The sequence below is a fragment of the Stenotrophomonas sp. AS012628 genome (genome assembly GCF_010608305.1).
Taxonomy (GTDB): Bacteria; Pseudomonadota; Gammaproteobacteria; order Xanthomonadales; family Xanthomonadaceae; genus Stenotrophomonas; species Stenotrophomonas geniculata.
Genome location: NZ_VMBJ01000026.1, coordinates 16,307 through 31,117, shown reverse-complemented (window position 1 = coordinate 31,117; position 14,811 = coordinate 16,307). Strand labels below are relative to the sequence as shown.

Below are 14,811 nucleotides of genomic sequence, written 5' to 3'. Positions count from 1 at the left end.
CGGCGGGATTGGAGACGTTTGCCGCACTGCGGTACGCTGTACCGCTTTGCCGCCGCATCCGCGTGTTCCATGACCAGCGCTGAAACCAACGCCTACGACCCGCAGCAGGTTGAATCCGACGCCCAGCAGTACTGGGACGCCACCCGTGCCTTCGAAGTCGACGAGACTTCGGACAAGCCGAAGTACTACTGCCTGTCGATGCTTCCGTACCCGTCCGGTGCGCTGCACATGGGCCACGTGCGCAATTACACGATTGGCGACGTGATCAGCCGCTACAAGCGCATGACGGGTCATAACGTGCTGCAGCCGATGGGCTGGGACGCGTTCGGCCTGCCGGCGGAAAACGCCGCGATCAAGAACAAGACCGCGCCGGCGGCGTGGACCTACAAGAACATCGACCACATGCGCAGCCAGCTGAAGTCGCTGGGCTATGCCATCGACTGGTCGCGCGAGTTCGCCACCTGCCGCCCGGACTACTACGTCCACGAGCAGCGCATGTTCACCCGCCTGATGCGCAAGGGCCTGGCCTACCGCCGCAACGCGGTGGTGAACTGGGACCCGGTCGACCAGACCGTGCTGGCCAACGAGCAGGTCATCGATGGCCGCGGCTGGCGCTCCGGCGCCCTGGTCGAGAAGCGCGAGATCCCGCAGTGGTTCCTGCGCATCACCGATTACGCCCAGGAACTGCTGGACGGCCTGGACGAGCTGGACGGCTGGCCGGAATCGGTCAAGACCATGCAGCGCAACTGGATCGGCCGTTCCGAGGGCCTGGAAATCCAGTTCGACGTGCGTGATGTAGACGGCGGCATGCTGGACCCGCTGCGCGTGTTCACCACCCGCCCGGACACGGTGATGGGCGTGACCTTCGTGTCGATCGCCGCCGAACACCCGCTGGCACTGCACGCGGCGAAGAACAACCCGGAGCTGGCGGCGATGCTGGCCGACCTGAAGCAGGGCGGTGTATCCGAGGCCGAGCTGGAAACCCAGGAAAAGCGCGGCATGGACACCGGCCTGCGCGCGCTGCATCCGGTCACCGGCGAACCGGTGCCGGTGTGGGTCGCCAACTTCGTGCTGATGGGCTACGGCACCGGCGCGGTGATGGCCGTTCCGGGCCACGACCAGCGCGACAACGAAGTGGCCAACAAGTACGGCCTGCCGATCAAGCAGGTCATTGCCCTGAAGGACGCGCGCACCGAAGAGGAGCGCACCTGGGATGGCAGCCGCTGGCAGGACTGGTACAGCGACAAGAGCCGTGCCTTCGAGCTGGTCAACTCGGCCGAGTTCGATGGCCTGGATTTCCAGGGCGCCTTCGAAGCCCTGGCCGAACGATTCGAGCGCAAGGCCCAGGGCCAGCGCCGCGTCAACTACCGCCTGCGCGACTGGGGCGTGAGCCGCCAGCGCTACTGGGGCTGCCCGATTCCGGTGATCTACTGCGCCAAGTGCGGTGCGGTGCCGGTGCCGGAAGAACAGCTGCCGGTGGTGCTGCCGGAGGACGTGGCGTTCTCGGGTACCGGTTCGCCGATCAAGACCGATCCGGAATGGCGCAAGACCACCTGCCCGGACTGCGGCGGTGCGGCCGAGCGCGAGACCGATACCTTCGACACCTTCATGGAGTCGAGCTGGTACTACGCCCGCTACACCTCGCCGGGTGCCCGTGACGCGGTCGACAAGCGCGGCAACTACTGGCTGCCGGTCGACCAGTACATCGGTGGCATCGAGCACGCGATCCTGCACCTGATGTATTTCCGCTTCTACCACAAGCTGCTGCGCGACGCGCGGATGGTGGACAGCAACGAACCGGCGCGCAACCTGCTGTGCCAGGGCATGGTGATTGCCGAGACCTACTACCGCCCGAACCCGGACGGCTCGAAGGACTGGATCAACCCGGCCGACGTGGACGTGCAGCGTGACGAGCGCGGCCGCATCACCGGCGCCACCCTGATCGCCGACGGCCAGCCGGTGGTGGTCGGTGGCACCGAGAAGATGTCCAAGTCGAAGAACAACGGCGTGGACCCGCAGGCGATGGTCGACAAGTACGGCGCCGACACCGTGCGCCTGTTCTCGATGTTCGCCGCGCCGCCGGAACAGTCGCTGGAGTGGAACGAAGCCGGCGTGGATGGCATGGCCCGCTTCCTGCGCCGCCTGTGGGCCCAGGTGCAGAAGCATGCTGCCGACGGTGCCGCTCCGGCACTGGATGTTGCAGCACTGGATGCCAACCAGAAGGCACTGCGCCGCAAGACCCACGAGACCATCGGCAAGGTCGGTGACGACTATGGCCGCCGCCACAGCTTCAACACCGCCATTGCCGCGGTGATGGAACTGATGAACGCGCTGGCCAAGTTCGAGGACGGCAGTGCGCAGGGGCGTGCGGTGCGCCAGGAAGCGCTGCAGGCCGTCGTGCTGCTGCTCAACCCGATTACCCCGCATGCCAGCCATGCCCTGTGGCAGGTGCTGGGCCACGGCGAGACCCTGCTGGAAGACCAGCCGTTCCCGCAGGCCGATGCCGGTGCGCTGGTGCGCGACGCGCTGACCCTGGCCGTGCAGGTCAACGGCAAGCTGCGGGGCACCATCGACGTGGCGGCCGACGCCGCGCGCGAGCAGGTCGAGGCACTGGCCCTGGCCGAGCCCAACGCGGCCAAGTTCATGGAAGGCCTGACGGTGCGCAAGATCATCATCGTGCCCGGCAAGATCGTGAACATCGTCGCCGCCTGATGTACCCCGCACCGGCCACCCGTATGGTGGCCGGTGCCATTCCGGTGCAGGGCCAAGCGTTTGATGGCCCTGCATTCACGCGGCTTCGGGCACGCTGTGTGTTGCCGTGATCGCCCGGCTCCGCCAGACTGTCTCCATGACCCGAATCCTGCTTGCCCTCGTTCTTGTCCTCGGCCTTGCCGGCTGCGGTTTCCATCTGCGCAACAAGCTGATGCTGCCGACCGACACGGCACCGGTGAAGGTGGTTTCCACTGCGCCGTACAGCGAACTGGTCAAGCTGCTCAACCGCAGCCTGCTGGCGTCCGGCGCCAGGCTGGCCGATGAGGACAGCAAGGAACCCAGTACCCAGCTGCAGGTGCTGTCCGAACGCTGGGGCGACCTGCCGATCGCCATCGACTCGCAGGGCCGTGCGCAGGAATACAGCCTGCGCTACGCGGTGATCTTCATCTTCCGTCGCGAAGACGGCAGCGAGCTGGTGCCACAGCAGGTGATCGAGCTGTCGCGCGACTACGTGTCACCGCCGACCGACGCCACCGGTACCACCACCGAACGTGAAATCCTGGCCAATGAACTGCGCCGGGAAATGTCCGCCTCGATCATCCGCCGCATCGACAGCGTGGTGCGTGCCGAGATCGAGAAGGGCGGCAGCCTGTCGGCGCCGAAGGACAAGCCGGTTGAAGGCGTGGAGCCGGCCGGGCCGGTTCCCGCAGCCAAGCGCTGAGTCGCGACGATGGAACTGCGTCCGGAGCAGCTGGCCAGCCAGGGCGCTGATACCGCGCTGGCGCCGGTCTACCTGATTGCCGGCCCGGAAACCCTGCGCGTGCTTGAGGCGGCCGACGCCATCCGCGCGCGTGCGCGCGCCGCCGGCATCGGCGAGCGGGAAGTGTTCGATGCCGATGGCCGTGATTTCGACTGGAACCAGCTCGATGCCAGCTTCAACGCGCCCAGCCTGTTCAGCGCCCGCCGCCTGGTCGAGGTGCGCCTGCCCAGCGGCAAGCCGGGCAAGGACGGGGCCGAGGTGATCAGCGAGTTCTGCGCCAATCCGGCGCCGGACGTGGTGCTGATGATTACCGCCAACGAATGGAGCAAGGCCCACCAGGGCAAGTGGGCCGAGGCGGTCAACCGCATCGGCGTGCTGTCGGTGGCCTGGGCGATCAAGCCGCACGAATTGCCGGACTGGATCGAGCGCCGCCTGCGTGGCAAGGGCCTGCGCGCGGACCCGGCCGCCGTGCAGCGCCTGGCCGAGCGGGTGGAAGGCAATCTGCTGGCTGCCGCCCAGGAAATCGACAAGCTGGCGCTGTTGGCCGACGGCCAGCCGCTGGACGTGGAACGGATGGAGTCGCTGGTGGCCGATGCGGCCCGCTACGACGTGTTCCGGCTGGTGGAAGCCACCCTCTCCGGCCAGGCAGCGGCGGTCCTGCGCATGCTGGCCGGTCTGCGCGGAGAAGGCGAGGCGGTCGCCGCGCTGATGCCGATGGTGATCCGCGAACTGCTGGCTGGTGCAGGCCTGGCCCGGGTGCAGGCCCGTGGCGGCAACCTGGCCGCCGAAATGAAATCGCGCGGCATCTGGGAGTCGCGGCAGGCGCCGTACAAGCGCGCGCTGCAGCGGCATCCGGAAAGCAAGCGCTGGGAGCGCTTCGTGGCCGAAGCCGGGCTGGTCGACCGCATCGCCAAGGGGCGCGCCGACGGTGATGCCTGGCTGGCGCTGGAGCGCCTGCTGGTGGCCGTGGCCGAACCGCGTGCCGTGCGCCTGCTGGCGCGGGCCTGAGCAATGAGCCTGCGGATCTATTACGGGGGCACCTTTGATCCGGTGCACCTCGGGCACCTGGCGATCGCGCGGGCTGCCCGCGACGAACTGCAGGTTGCCGTGCGCATGCTGCCGGCCGCCGATCCGCCACACCGTGCGGTGCCCGGTGCCACGGCCGAGCAGCGTTGCAGCATGCTGTCGCTGGCCATCGGCGACGAACCGGGTCTGCTGTTGGACCGCCGCGAGCTGGACCGTGCAGCGCGTTTCCCCGGTCGGCCGTCCTACACCGTGGACACCCTGCGCGAGCTGCGTGGCGAGCTGGGTCCGAGCCGGCCGCTGGCCTGGCTGGTCGGCGCCGACAGCCTGCTTGGCCTGTCCCGCTGGCACGAGTGGGAGGCGCTGTTCGGGCTGGCTCATTTCGTGGTGGCGGAGCGCCCGGGCAGCCCGTTGCAGGCTGCGGTGGATGGCGAGCTGGGCCGGGCGCTGGAAGGGCGCTGGGCCGACACCGAGCAGGCCCTGTTCGCCAGCCCGGCCGGGCGCATCCTGCGCCTGCACCACCCGCTGCGCGAGGAATCGGCCAGCGCCGTGCGTTCGCAGATCGCCGGCGGCGGCCCCTGGCGCGCCCTGCTGCCACCCGGCGTGGCGGACTATGTGGCTGCACACGGGCTGTACCGCCCGGCCACAGCGTGAATGGCGTAGCGGCGCCATCCCCGTATAATCGCCCCCACGTTTATCGAGTCGATCCACTTTGAGCAACCAGACCCAGCCCCAGACCATCAAGGTCGATCTGCCCAGCCCGCCGCCGTCCGTGCCGGAACTGCTGGCCAGCGTCCGCCAAGCCACCGAAGACCTGAAGGCCAAGGACCTGGTCGAGATCGACGTGCGCGGCCGGTCCAGCGTTGCCGACTACATGATTGTCGTTTCGGGCACCTCGACCCGCCACGTCAAGTCGATTGCCGATGAAGTGGTGCGCTTCGCCAAGAACATCGACGTGATGCCGCTGGGCGTGGAAGGCGAGCGTGAAGCCGAGTGGGTGCTGGTCGATCTGGGCGACGTGATCGTCCATGTGATGCTGCCGCGCGTGCGTGAGTTCTACGCCCTCGAGCGCCTGTGGACCGTCGGTGACCAGCCGCCGTCCAGCGACGACGAAGTGGCTTGAGCCACGCGTTGATGCATCCCTTCGACGGCGCCGATGGCGCCGTCGACGTTTTGGAGGACCATTGATGAAAGCCCGCCTGATCGCCACCGGTGAACGCGCCCCCAGCTGGGTGGCGCAGGGCTTCGCCGAGTACCAGAAGCGGCTGTCGCACTGGCTGCCGTTCGAGCTGGTGGAAATCGAGCCCGGCCTGCGCGGCAAAGGCCGTGATCCGCGCCGCGCCACTGAAGATGAAGGCAAGCGGGTGATCGCTGCGCTGCCGAAGAATGCCTATGTAGTGGCGCTGGATGTGCCGGGTCGCCAGCTCAGTTCCGAACAGCTGGCACAGCGCCTGGAACACTGGCGCGGGCAGGGCAGGGACCTGGCGTTCCTGATCGGTGGCCCGGAAGGGCATTCGCCGGAAGTCTCCGCGCTGGCCGACGAGAAGTGGTCGATTGGACCGCTGACGCTGCCACACATGCTGGTACGCCTGGTGGTGGCCGAGCAGCTGTATCGGGCTGCCGCAATGATCGCCAATCACCCCTACCATCGCGCGTGAAGAGTGGTTATACTAGTCGTCTGCCCGAATAGCTCAGCCGGTTAGAGCACTTGACTGTTAATCAGGGGGTCGTTGGTTCGAGTCCAACTTCGGGCGCCACCTTGAGAAACCTGCATCGCGAGATGCAGGTTTTTTTTTGCGTCTTTGTGGAGTCGAGCTTGCTCGACTGTTGTTGTGGAGCCGAGCCGTGCTCGGCTGCCTGTGCGAAGCCGAGCGTGGGCTCGGCTCTACAGTGCCAGCGCTCCTCGCCAGAACGCCACCAGCGTGGCGATCGCCACGATCAGGATCGCACCGAACAGCACCCATTCCCAACGCGTGAATACCCGCTCGCCGCGTTGGCGCCGGGTCAGTGCGAACAACACCACGCCGGGCACGTACAGCAATACCGACAGCAGCAGGTTGTCCAGGCCACCGGCATACACCAGCCACAGCGCATACGCACTGGCCAGCACTGCCACCCCGAAATCACGCCAGCGCACACCCGGCTCACCGGCATAGGCCTGCCCGCGCCAGGCCAGCTGCATGCCGAATGCCGTGGACAGGAAGTAGGGCACCAGGCTCATCGATGCGGCCAGCAGCACCAGCCCGGTGTAGCTGCCGGAACTGACCAGCACCAGCAGCAGGAACAACTGGATCAGGCCGTTGCTCCACCACAGTGCATTGGCCGGCACGCCGCGCGCGTTCTCACGGCCCAGGAAGGCGGGCATGGTGCCGTCACCTGCAGCGGCATAGAGCACTTCGGCGCACAGCAGCACCCAGGCCAACAATGCACCGAGAACGGAGATGATCGAACCGATGATGATCACCGTCGCGCCCCATTCGCCGACAATGGCGCGCAGCACATAGGCCATCGACGGATTGGGCAGTCCGGCCAGTTCCGCCTGCGACAGCACGCCCATCGACAACAGGCTGACCAGCACCAGCAGCAGCCACACGCCCAGGAAGCCGATCACCGTGGCGCGACCCACGTCGGCGCGCCGTGCCGCGCGCCGCGAATAGATGCTGGCCCCTTCGATGCCGATGAACACCCACACGGTCACCAGCATCATGCCGCGCAGCTGCTGGCCAAGGTCGCCGAGTGCAGGCGTGCCGAGGAAATCGGCGCGGAACACGTCCATGCGGAACGCGCCGGTGGCCAGGATCAGGAACAGCGCGATCGGCAGCAGCTTGGCCACGGTCACCAGGCCGTTGACGATGGCTGCAGTACGCAGGCCGCGCAGCACCAACAGGTGCACCGTCCACAACAGCAATGACGATGCGGCCACGGCGGCCGGGGTATTGCCTTCGCCGAACACGGGCATGAAGTGGCCAAGGCCGCTGAAGATCAGCACGAAGAAGCTGGCGTTGCCGAGCACCGAGGCAACCCAGTAACCCCACGCAGCGGAGAAGCCGATGTAATTGCCGAAGCCCTCGCGCGCGTATGCGTAGATGCCGGTATCGAGATCAGGCCGGCGGTTGGCCAGCGCCTGGAACACGAACGCCAGCATCAGCATGCCCGCGCCGCTCACCGCCCAGCCAATCAGCGCGGCGGCCGGACCGGCGCTGCGCGCTACGTTCTGTGGCAATGAAAAGATACCGGCGCCGACCATCGAGCCGACCACCAGTGCAGTCAACGCGGGCAGGCCCAAGCGCTGCGATGTCGCGGCCATGGAGATCCCCTGCGGCGGTGATGCCGCGTGCACACGGTAGCCTTGTGCCCGTGAACATGCCTGCAAGGGGCAGAACGACGAAGGCCCGGGCAGCTGCCCGGGCCTTCGAAGTTGCGTTGAAGCGTGTTGCCTGTATTACTTGAAAGTGTACTTGGCACCGACGGTGAAGTAACGACCGATGGCACCACTGAAGTGCAGCGGGTTGTAGTTGACACCACCGTAGGTGGACGGATCCAGCGGGGCGATGCGATCGAACACGTTCTGCACCGAGGCGTTCAGCTCGAAGGCTTCAGTGATGTTCCAGCGGCCCGACAGGTCGAAGGTGGTGAACGAGGAGATCTTCTTGACGTCCGTGCCGTCCGCATACGCGAACAGGTAGGATCCATTCGGGCCACGGAAGTCCTTGTTGTCCATCTTCGAGATGTAGTTGGCCACGCCGCTGACGCTCCACGGGCCCTGCCTCCAGGTGGTGCCGAAGTTGATGCGGTCCTTCGGGGTGCCGATGCAGTTGGTCACGTCGCAGTTGCCGTGAGTACCTGCGTAGTCGACGGTCACGTCGGCATCGGTGCGCTCGAACTTGAGTACATGGCTCCACTGCAGGTCCATCTCCAGCTGGCCAGGGCCGATGTCGAAGGTCTGGCGGATATCGGTATCGATACCCCGTACCCGGGTCGATGCAGCATTGATGTACTGCGTGTTGACCGCCAGGATGCTGCCCGTGCCGGGCACGCCGTTGAGCAGGTTGCTGTCACGCAGTACGTTGCCGGCGGCAATGGCTTCGGAAGTGCTGCCCTGGGCGATTTCGTTGGTGCGCTTGATCTGCCAGGCATCAATGGTCAGCGAAGTCGTGGCCGTGGGCTGCAGGACGATACCCACCGAGTAGCTCTTGGATTCTTCCGGCTTCAGGTCCTTGTTCGGGCGGGTGATGATGGCGACTGGCAGGGCGCCACAGTCGTCGTCGTTCGCACCTGGTGCGGGGTTGCCGCCGGGGCAACGTACCGGATCGGACGCGTTGGAGAAGGCGGCCAGGCCACCATCTCCGTTCTCGGCCGGGTTCGGTGCACGGAAGCCTTCGGCGTAGCTGCCACGCAGTGCGATCCAGTCGGCCGGGGTCCACTTGATGCCGATCTTCGGTGTCGCCTTGCCTTCACCGCTCTCGTACTTGTCGTAGCGAACCGCACCGGACAGTTCCAGGGTTTCCAGCACGGGTGCAGACAGCTCAACGTAGCCGGCGTACACGTTCTGGGTGCCGTCGTAGGCCGAGTAGCCCAGACCGATGATCTGGCCTTGGTCGGTATAGGTCTGCGGGGTCAGGCTGTTGCTGGTCTTGCGCCATTCGGTACCCAGTGCCAGGCCCAGCGGGCCACCCTTCAGGTCCATCAGGCTGCGCGACACGGTGAAGTCGAACATGTCCAGGCTGGACTTGGCTCGGGCACTGATGTCAGGCGAGATGAAGTCGTACAGCGCCTGCGAGTTCATGCCGGCGTTGTCACCGATACGCCAGACACCACCGGCGCAGTTCGGATTGGCCAGTGCGCAACGTACATTGTCGTAGTTGAGGAAGCCGGTACGCTTGTTGACCAGGTCGGTGCCGGAGTGCAGATACGCGGTGTCGTAGCTCCAGTCGCCCCAGTTGCCCTTGATGCCGACCAGGAAGCGGGTGAACTCATTGGTGTTGTTGGTCACGCGCGGACCGACATCCCATGCCGAATAACGCAGGCGAGAGGCCTGGCCGGGAATCGGATTGTCAGGATGGTTCGGACCCAGCACCGTAGCGCCGTCACCACTGTTGGCATTGACCGGGCCTTCCGGATAGCCCCAGCCACCTGAGACGCCCGACGGGGTGTTGCTGAAAGTGGTTTCCTTCTTCGAGTAGCCGATCTCGGTGTAGATCTCACCACCTTCACCAAAGGCAAAGCTGGCACGGCCAAACACGTTGACGTACTTCTCTTCCGGGGTCAGGTCGCGATACAGCTGGTTCGGATCCCACAGGCAGCCCTGCGCCTGCGCCGTAGCCTCGGTCTGGCCTGGAATCGTGGTCAGGCCAGCACAGCCCGGCAGGGCGACCAGGAAGGCAGGATTATCTTCGGTTACATTGCGGTCGTCATACACCGAACCATTCGGACCAACACCACCGCGGGTCTTGCCGCTGAGGAAGGCGCCGCCCAGGAACTGGGCATTGTTGCCGTAGCCCCACGGGCGGGTATCGCCGGTACCGATCCACTTCCGGTTCTTGCGATCACTGATCTTGATGGCATCGGTCTTTGCGACATCCAGGCTGAAGAAAGCGTTCCAGCCGTCGGTGGCCAGATCGCCGGTACCGGCGGTCAAGGTCGCCTTCTTCGCGTCGCCATCGCTGTCGCCGGACAGGCCGTAGGAGCCCCGAAGGATCGCGCCCTGGAAATCACTGCGCAGGATGATGTTGACCACGCCCGCGATGGCGTCGGAACCGTAGATTGCCGAGGCGCCGTCCTTAAGTACTTCCACGCGTTCCACGGCGTCGAGCGGGATGGTGCTCAGGTCGGTGAAAACCTTCTGGCCGTCATCGGCCAGGCCGTAGGTGGCCATGCGGCGGCCATTCAACAGCACAAGCGTCGAGCCGGCACCGAGGCCGCGCAGCGAGATGCCGGCGCCACCACCGGCGAAGCCGTTGCCGAAGGTCTTGGGAATGGAACCGGAACCGTCGGCGGTCAGCGTCTGCAGATATTCGGCAACCGTGGTCTTGCCGGTGCGGTCGATTTCCTGGCGGGTCACCACCTGCACCGGGGACGGTGTTTCAGTGTTGGTGCGCGGGATGTTCGAACCGGTGACCGTGATGCGGTCCAGGTTGGTGGCCTTCTCCTGCGCGAAAGCGGAGGTGGAAGCCACGGCGCCAACCAGCAGCAGGGTGCCGCCGGTAAGGATATGGGTGATGGACGATGCCAGGGTGGTGCGGCGGCGGCTGGCGGGCCGTTGGATCAGGTGTTTCACAGCTTCTCTCCTAACTGGAAAACCGTAGCGTTGAGGGCTGTCTCCGGTAGATTCCGGGACGGACCAATCTAGGTTTCCGGCGGGTGACGAAGTCGTGAATTTTTGCTTAATCAATAACAGTTGATCCTGTTCCGTCCGTGCCCGCCCGGACGGAAGGGCCGGCCCGGCAGATGGCCGGGCCGGCGATCACTTCAGTCTGGCAGCGAGAACTGCACCGGCACCATGCCGATGGCCGGCACGGCCACGCCATCACGCTGGGCCGGCTCGAAGCGCCAGTGCCTGAGCACCTGCTGGCGTGCGGCTTGGTCCAGGCTGCGCGAGCCACTGCTGCGCTCGATGCTGACCACCGCCGGCTGCCCGTGGGTGTCCACCTCTACCCGCAACAGCACCGTACCCTGCTCGCGATTGCGCAGTGCCGCCAGCGGGTAGGCCGGCGGCGGGGCGCTGCGGTATTGCAGCTGGGCGCCGGCCAGTGGTGTGGCGGTATCGATGCTCGGTGCGAGCTGGGGCGGGGCCGGTTCGGCGGCCGGCAGTGCGATGCCCTGGGTTTCCTCTACGGTCGCGGTGGGTGCGGGCAGCGGCGGTACCACCGGCTGCGTCCGCGGTTTGGGCACCACCTGGACGATCTCTTTCGGCGGGATCGGAACCGGCGGCGTGGGCGGTGGCGGGATCTTCTCGATCAGCCTGACCGCAGTCTTGTCACGCGGGACCTGCACAGCCTGGTAGGTCGCCGGGATCAGCAGCAGCAGGAAGGCCAGCAGATGCAGGGCGATGGCCGCGCTCCAGGCGGCAACGCGGGCGGGGTCGAACTGCGGGGATGCAACGGGATACGTACGAACCATGGTCCACCTCCATGCCAGTGACGAAGTCCTCAACGCACCAGGGCCCGTGGCGGGGTTGCCGCACGCGGCTGGCAGTCCATCAGTAGCGCGACATGGCGGCCACTGCCTAGAGGCAGGGGGGCGATCGTTGGGCTGGCCTTCAGCCAGTGCCGGCTGCGGACATGAAAAAAGGCGGATCCCCTGCGGGATCCGCCTTTGCCGGCAATGACGGACGGGATCAGCGACCCAGTTCGAACACCACGTCCAGGTTGACCGAGACGGTCGATTCACCCGGTGCGACCGGGGTGGCCTTGTCCATCGCCGCGCCGGCCGACATGGCCCGCATCATCGGCATCGGGCGGTAGCCGCCGCCGGCGTTCTCGGAAATGCTGACGATGCGGCGCACCTGCAGGCCCAGCGACTTTGCATAGGTCTGGGCGCGGGCCTGGGCCTTCTTCAGTGCAGCCAGGCGGGCTTCGTCATAGACCGGTTCCGGCTGGTCGATCTCGAAGCTGGGGCCATTGATCTGGTTGGCGCCCTGCGCAGCCAGTGCGTCCAGCACCTTGCCCAGCTTGGCGATGTCGCGCACCTTCAGGCTGACCGTGTTGCTGGCCTGGTAGCCGGTGATCTTCGGCGCTTCGTTGTCGGCATAGCGGTACTGCGGGTTGAGGCTGACGCCACTGGTCTGCACGTCGCGCTCGGCGATGCCGGCGGCCTTGATCGCGGCCAGTACCTTGTCCATCTGCTGGGCGTTCTGGCGCATGGCGCTGTTGCCATCGGCGGCCTGGGTGACCACGCCGGCCGACAGGGTGGCCACGTCCGGCACGCGGGTGGCCTCGGCGTTGGCCGAGATGTTCAGCAGGGTGCCTTCGGCCGGAGCGGCGATCGACGGCGACGACGGGGCAGCATGGGCGGTCATCGAGGTTCCAAGGGCGAGGGACAGGGCGAGCAGCAGCGGGGTGGCGGTCAGGCGCATGGAGAACTCCTTGTTGTGCCGTTGAGGGTGGTGTCGTAGCGATGAACGCGCTGTGAGCCCGTTCGGGGTTGAGCGCGTTCCAGAACGGGTTGCCGACGATTCAGGTGGCAGCCTCAGGTTATGCTGTGCCGATGCTCTACCTTGCTTCCCGCTCCCCCCGACGCAACCAGCTGCTGGCCCGACTCGGACGCCCCTTCCAAGCCTTGGACCTGGAGGTCGTCGAGCAGCGCGCGCCCGCTGAAAGCGCCGAACAGTATGTCTGCCGGGTCGCCGCCGACAAGGCGCGCGCCGGCCTGGCCCGGGTGCTGGCCGATGACCCGCAGGCGCGGGTGCTCGGTTCGGACACCGAGGTGGTGCTGGACGGCGACGTGTTCGGAAAGCCCACCGACGCCGCCGATGCGCGGGCGATGCTGGCGCGTCTTGCCGGGCGTACCCATCAGGTGATGACCGCGGTGGTGGTGGTCGGCGCGGACGGGCTGGACAGCGAGCTGGTCATTTCCGAAGTGACCTTCGCCCCGATCGACGCCGCCGACATCGCCGCCTACGTGGCCACCGGCGAACCGCTGGACAAGGCGGGGGCCTACGCCATCCAGGGCGGGGCCGAGCGCTGGATCGAGCACCTGTCCGGGAGTTACTCCGGGGTGATGGGGCTGCCGTTGCTGCACACCGATCGTTTGCTGGCGCGCTGTGGCGTGCCGGCCCCCACTGCCGATGCCGCCAGGGAGGCTGCCGATGTCTGAGGAAATCCTGGTCAATGTGACCCCGCGCGAGACCCGGGTCGCGGTGATCGAAAATGGCATGCTGCAGGAACTGCACATCGAGCGCGGCTGGCGCCGGGGTGTGGTCGGCAACATCTACAAGGGCAAGGTACAGCGGGTGATGCCAGGCATGCAGGCGGCCTTCGTCGAAGTCGGGCTGGAGCGTGCCGCGTTCCTGCACGCCAACGACGTGGTGCGGCCGGCGCCGGTAGCCAGTGCCGACACCGAGAACACCACGCTGCCGCCGCCGTCCAGCGTGCCGATCGTCGAGCTGCTGCGCGACGGCCAGGACATCGTGGTGCAGGTGGTGAAGGATCCGATCGGCACCAAGGGCGCCCGCCTGACCACCCAGATCAGCATTCCCTCGCGCTACATGGTGCTGCTGCCGCAGTCCAAGGTGGTGGGCGTGTCGGCGCGCATCGAGGATGAAACCGAGCGTGCGCGCCTGAAGGCGCTGGTGACCGAACTGTCGGCGCAGCACGGGGGCTACGGCTACATCGTGCGTACCAATGCCGAGGGCCAGCCGGCCGAAGCCATCGCCGAGGACATCGCCTACCTGTCGCGCGTATGGAACGTGGTCGAGCGTCGTGGCCGCGAAGCGGCCTCGTGCAGCAACATCTATGAAGACCTGAGCCTGCCGCTGCGATCGGTACGCGACCTGATCCGCAAGGATGTGGACAAGGTGAAGGTGGACTCCAAGGAGACCTTCGCGCAGTTGCAGGCCTTTGTTGCCAAGTACATGCCGGTGCTGGCGGAGAAGATCGAGCTGTACAGCGGCGATCGCCCGATCTTCGACATGTTCGGGGTGGAGGACGAGATCGGCCGCGCGCTGGACAAGCAGGTGCCGCTGAAATCCGGTGGTTACCTGGTGATCGACCAGACCGAGGCGATGACCACCATCGACGTCAACACCGGTTCGTTCCTCGGCCAGCGCAACCTGGAAGAGACGGTGTTCCGCACCAACCTGGAAGCGGCACAGTCGGTGGCACGGCAGCTGCGCCTGCGCAACCTGGGCGGCATCATCATCATCGACTTCATCGACATGGATGATGCCGAGCACCGCCGCCAGGTATTGCGTACGCTGGAAAAGGCGCTGGCCCGTGACCATGCCAAGACCACGGTGTACGACTTCTCGCCGCTGGGCCTGGTGGAGATGACCCGCAAGCGCACGGTGGAAAGCCTGGAGCGCCAGCTGTCGGAAACCTGCCCGCAGTGCAGCGGCCGCGGCAGCATCAAGACCACCGAGACGGTGACCTACGAGATCTTCCGCGAGATCACCCGTGCCGTGCGCCAGTTCGATGCCGCGCGCCTGCTGGTGATCGCCTCGACCAAGGTGGTCGCGCGCATCACCGACGAGGAATCCGCGGCGGTGGCCGAGCTGGAGGAATTCCTCGGCAAGAGCATCCGCTTCCAGGCGGACGAGCAGTACCTGCAGGAGCAATTCGATGTTGTTCTGCTCTGATCCTCGCCGGCCGCAGGCCGGC

General features: G+C 66.3%; 12 protein-coding genes and 1 tRNA gene. 9 read left to right on the top strand and 4 right to left on the bottom strand.

The annotated features are described in order from the left end of the window. Positions 1-69 precede the first annotated feature (69 nt). The 7 genes from leuS to G5A07_RS12750 all read left to right on the top strand — a co-directional run bounded on the left by leuS (position 70) and on the right by G5A07_RS12750 (position 6,252). Positions 70-2,712 (top strand): leucine--tRNA ligase, encoded by a 2,643-nt coding sequence (leuS, locus tag G5A07_RS12780; RefSeq protein WP_171955188.1) that lies wholly within the window; start codon positions 70-72, stop codon positions 2,710-2,712. A 136-nt stretch (positions 2,713-2,848) separates the two neighbouring features. Next, positions 2,849-3,433: an LPS assembly lipoprotein LptE gene (gene lptE, locus G5A07_RS12775; RefSeq protein ID WP_191863395.1), complete on the top strand. Its 585-nt coding sequence runs from the start codon at positions 2,849-2,851 to the stop codon at positions 3,431-3,433. Between the two features lie 9 nt (positions 3,434-3,442). Continuing rightward, positions 3,443-4,480 carry a DNA polymerase III subunit delta gene (gene holA / locus G5A07_RS12770; RefSeq protein WP_191863394.1) on the top strand — a complete coding sequence of 346 codons (1,038 nt, stop codon included), beginning with the start codon at positions 3,443-3,445 and terminating at the stop codon, positions 4,478-4,480. 3 nt (positions 4,481-4,483) lie between these two features. After that, a complete protein-coding gene (gene nadD, locus G5A07_RS12765) occupies positions 4,484-5,149 on the top strand; it encodes a nicotinate-nucleotide adenylyltransferase (RefSeq protein WP_171955189.1) in 666 nt (221 codons plus the stop codon). A gap of 58 nt (positions 5,150-5,207) precedes the next feature. Next, positions 5,208-5,618 (top strand): ribosome silencing factor, encoded by a 411-nt coding sequence (gene rsfS / locus G5A07_RS12760; RefSeq protein WP_005418109.1) that lies wholly within the window; start codon positions 5,208-5,210, stop codon positions 5,616-5,618. A gap of 64 nt (positions 5,619-5,682) precedes the next feature. Further along, entirely contained in the window at positions 5,683-6,153 is a 471-nt protein-coding gene (rlmH, locus tag G5A07_RS12755; RefSeq protein ID WP_005418108.1) for a 23S rRNA (pseudouridine(1915)-N(3))-methyltransferase RlmH, read from the top strand. 22 nt (positions 6,154-6,175) lie between these two features. After that, positions 6,176-6,252, top strand: a tRNA-Asn gene (locus G5A07_RS12750). A gap of 128 nt (positions 6,253-6,380) precedes the next feature. Here G5A07_RS12750 and G5A07_RS12745 read toward each other — a convergent pair. The 4 genes from G5A07_RS12745 to G5A07_RS12730 all read right to left on the bottom strand — a co-directional run bounded on the left by G5A07_RS12745 (position 6,381) and on the right by G5A07_RS12730 (position 12,569). Next, positions 6,381-7,802 carry a basic amino acid/polyamine antiporter gene (locus G5A07_RS12745; protein WP_049454678.1) on the bottom strand — a complete coding sequence of 474 codons (1,422 nt, stop codon included), beginning with the start codon at positions 7,800-7,802 and terminating at the stop codon, positions 6,381-6,383. Positions 7,803-7,937: 135 nt separating this feature from the next. After that, complete coding sequence (locus G5A07_RS12740; RefSeq protein ID WP_043402691.1) at positions 7,938-10,772, bottom strand: TonB-dependent receptor; 2,835 nt, start codon at positions 10,770-10,772, stop codon at positions 7,938-7,940. Positions 10,773-10,963: 191 nt separating this feature from the next. Beyond that, the gene (locus G5A07_RS12735) at positions 10,964-11,614 is read right to left on the bottom strand and encodes an energy transducer TonB (RefSeq protein WP_019338627.1); all 651 of its coding nucleotides are present in this window, start codon (positions 11,612-11,614) and stop codon (positions 10,964-10,966) included. A 217-nt stretch (positions 11,615-11,831) separates the two neighbouring features. After that, a complete protein-coding gene (locus G5A07_RS12730) occupies positions 11,832-12,569 on the bottom strand; it encodes an SIMPL domain-containing protein (protein ID WP_006382138.1) in 738 nt (245 codons plus the stop codon). Between the two features lie 131 nt (positions 12,570-12,700). Between G5A07_RS12730 and G5A07_RS12725 the strand changes: the two genes are divergently transcribed. After that, positions 12,701-13,309, top strand: a complete 609-nt coding sequence (locus G5A07_RS12725) for a Maf family nucleotide pyrophosphatase (RefSeq protein ID WP_029379848.1) — start codon at positions 12,701-12,703, stop codon at positions 13,307-13,309. Continuing rightward, the gene (gene rng, locus G5A07_RS12720) at positions 13,302-14,789 is read left to right on the top strand and encodes a ribonuclease G (RefSeq protein ID WP_049454682.1); all 1,488 of its coding nucleotides are present in this window, start codon (positions 13,302-13,304) and stop codon (positions 14,787-14,789) included. The genes G5A07_RS12725 and rng overlap by 8 nt, the downstream gene beginning before the upstream one ends. The last annotated feature ends 22 nt before the right edge of the window (positions 14,790-14,811 follow it).

What these genes read in the sequence shown, in the direction of transcription:
- leuS (WP_171955188.1), top strand. Translation starts at nt 70, where the DNA reads ATGACCAGCGCTGAAACCAACGCCTACGACCCGCAGCAGGTTGAATCC.
- lptE (WP_191863395.1), top strand. Translation starts at nt 2,849, where the DNA reads ATGACCCGAATCCTGCTTGCCCTCGTTCTTGTCCTCGGCCTTGCCGGC.
- holA (WP_191863394.1), top strand. Translation starts at nt 3,443, where the DNA reads ATGGAACTGCGTCCGGAGCAGCTGGCCAGCCAGGGCGCTGATACCGCG.
- nadD (WP_171955189.1), top strand. Translation starts at nt 4,484, where the DNA reads ATGAGCCTGCGGATCTATTACGGGGGCACCTTTGATCCGGTGCACCTC.
- rlmH (WP_005418108.1), top strand. Translation starts at nt 5,683, where the DNA reads ATGAAAGCCCGCCTGATCGCCACCGGTGAACGCGCCCCCAGCTGGGTG.
- G5A07_RS12745 (WP_049454678.1), bottom strand. Translation starts at nt 7,802, where the DNA reads ATGGCCGCGACATCGCAGCGCTTGGGCCTGCCCGCGTTGACTGCACTG.
- G5A07_RS12735 (WP_019338627.1), bottom strand. Translation starts at nt 11,614, where the DNA reads ATGGTTCGTACGTATCCCGTTGCATCCCCGCAGTTCGACCCCGCCCGC.
- G5A07_RS12730 (WP_006382138.1), bottom strand. Translation starts at nt 12,569, where the DNA reads ATGCGCCTGACCGCCACCCCGCTGCTGCTCGCCCTGTCCCTCGCCCTT.
- G5A07_RS12725 (WP_029379848.1), top strand. Translation starts at nt 12,701, where the DNA reads ATGCTCTACCTTGCTTCCCGCTCCCCCCGACGCAACCAGCTGCTGGCC.
- rng (WP_049454682.1), top strand. Translation starts at nt 13,302, where the DNA reads ATGTCTGAGGAAATCCTGGTCAATGTGACCCCGCGCGAGACCCGGGTC.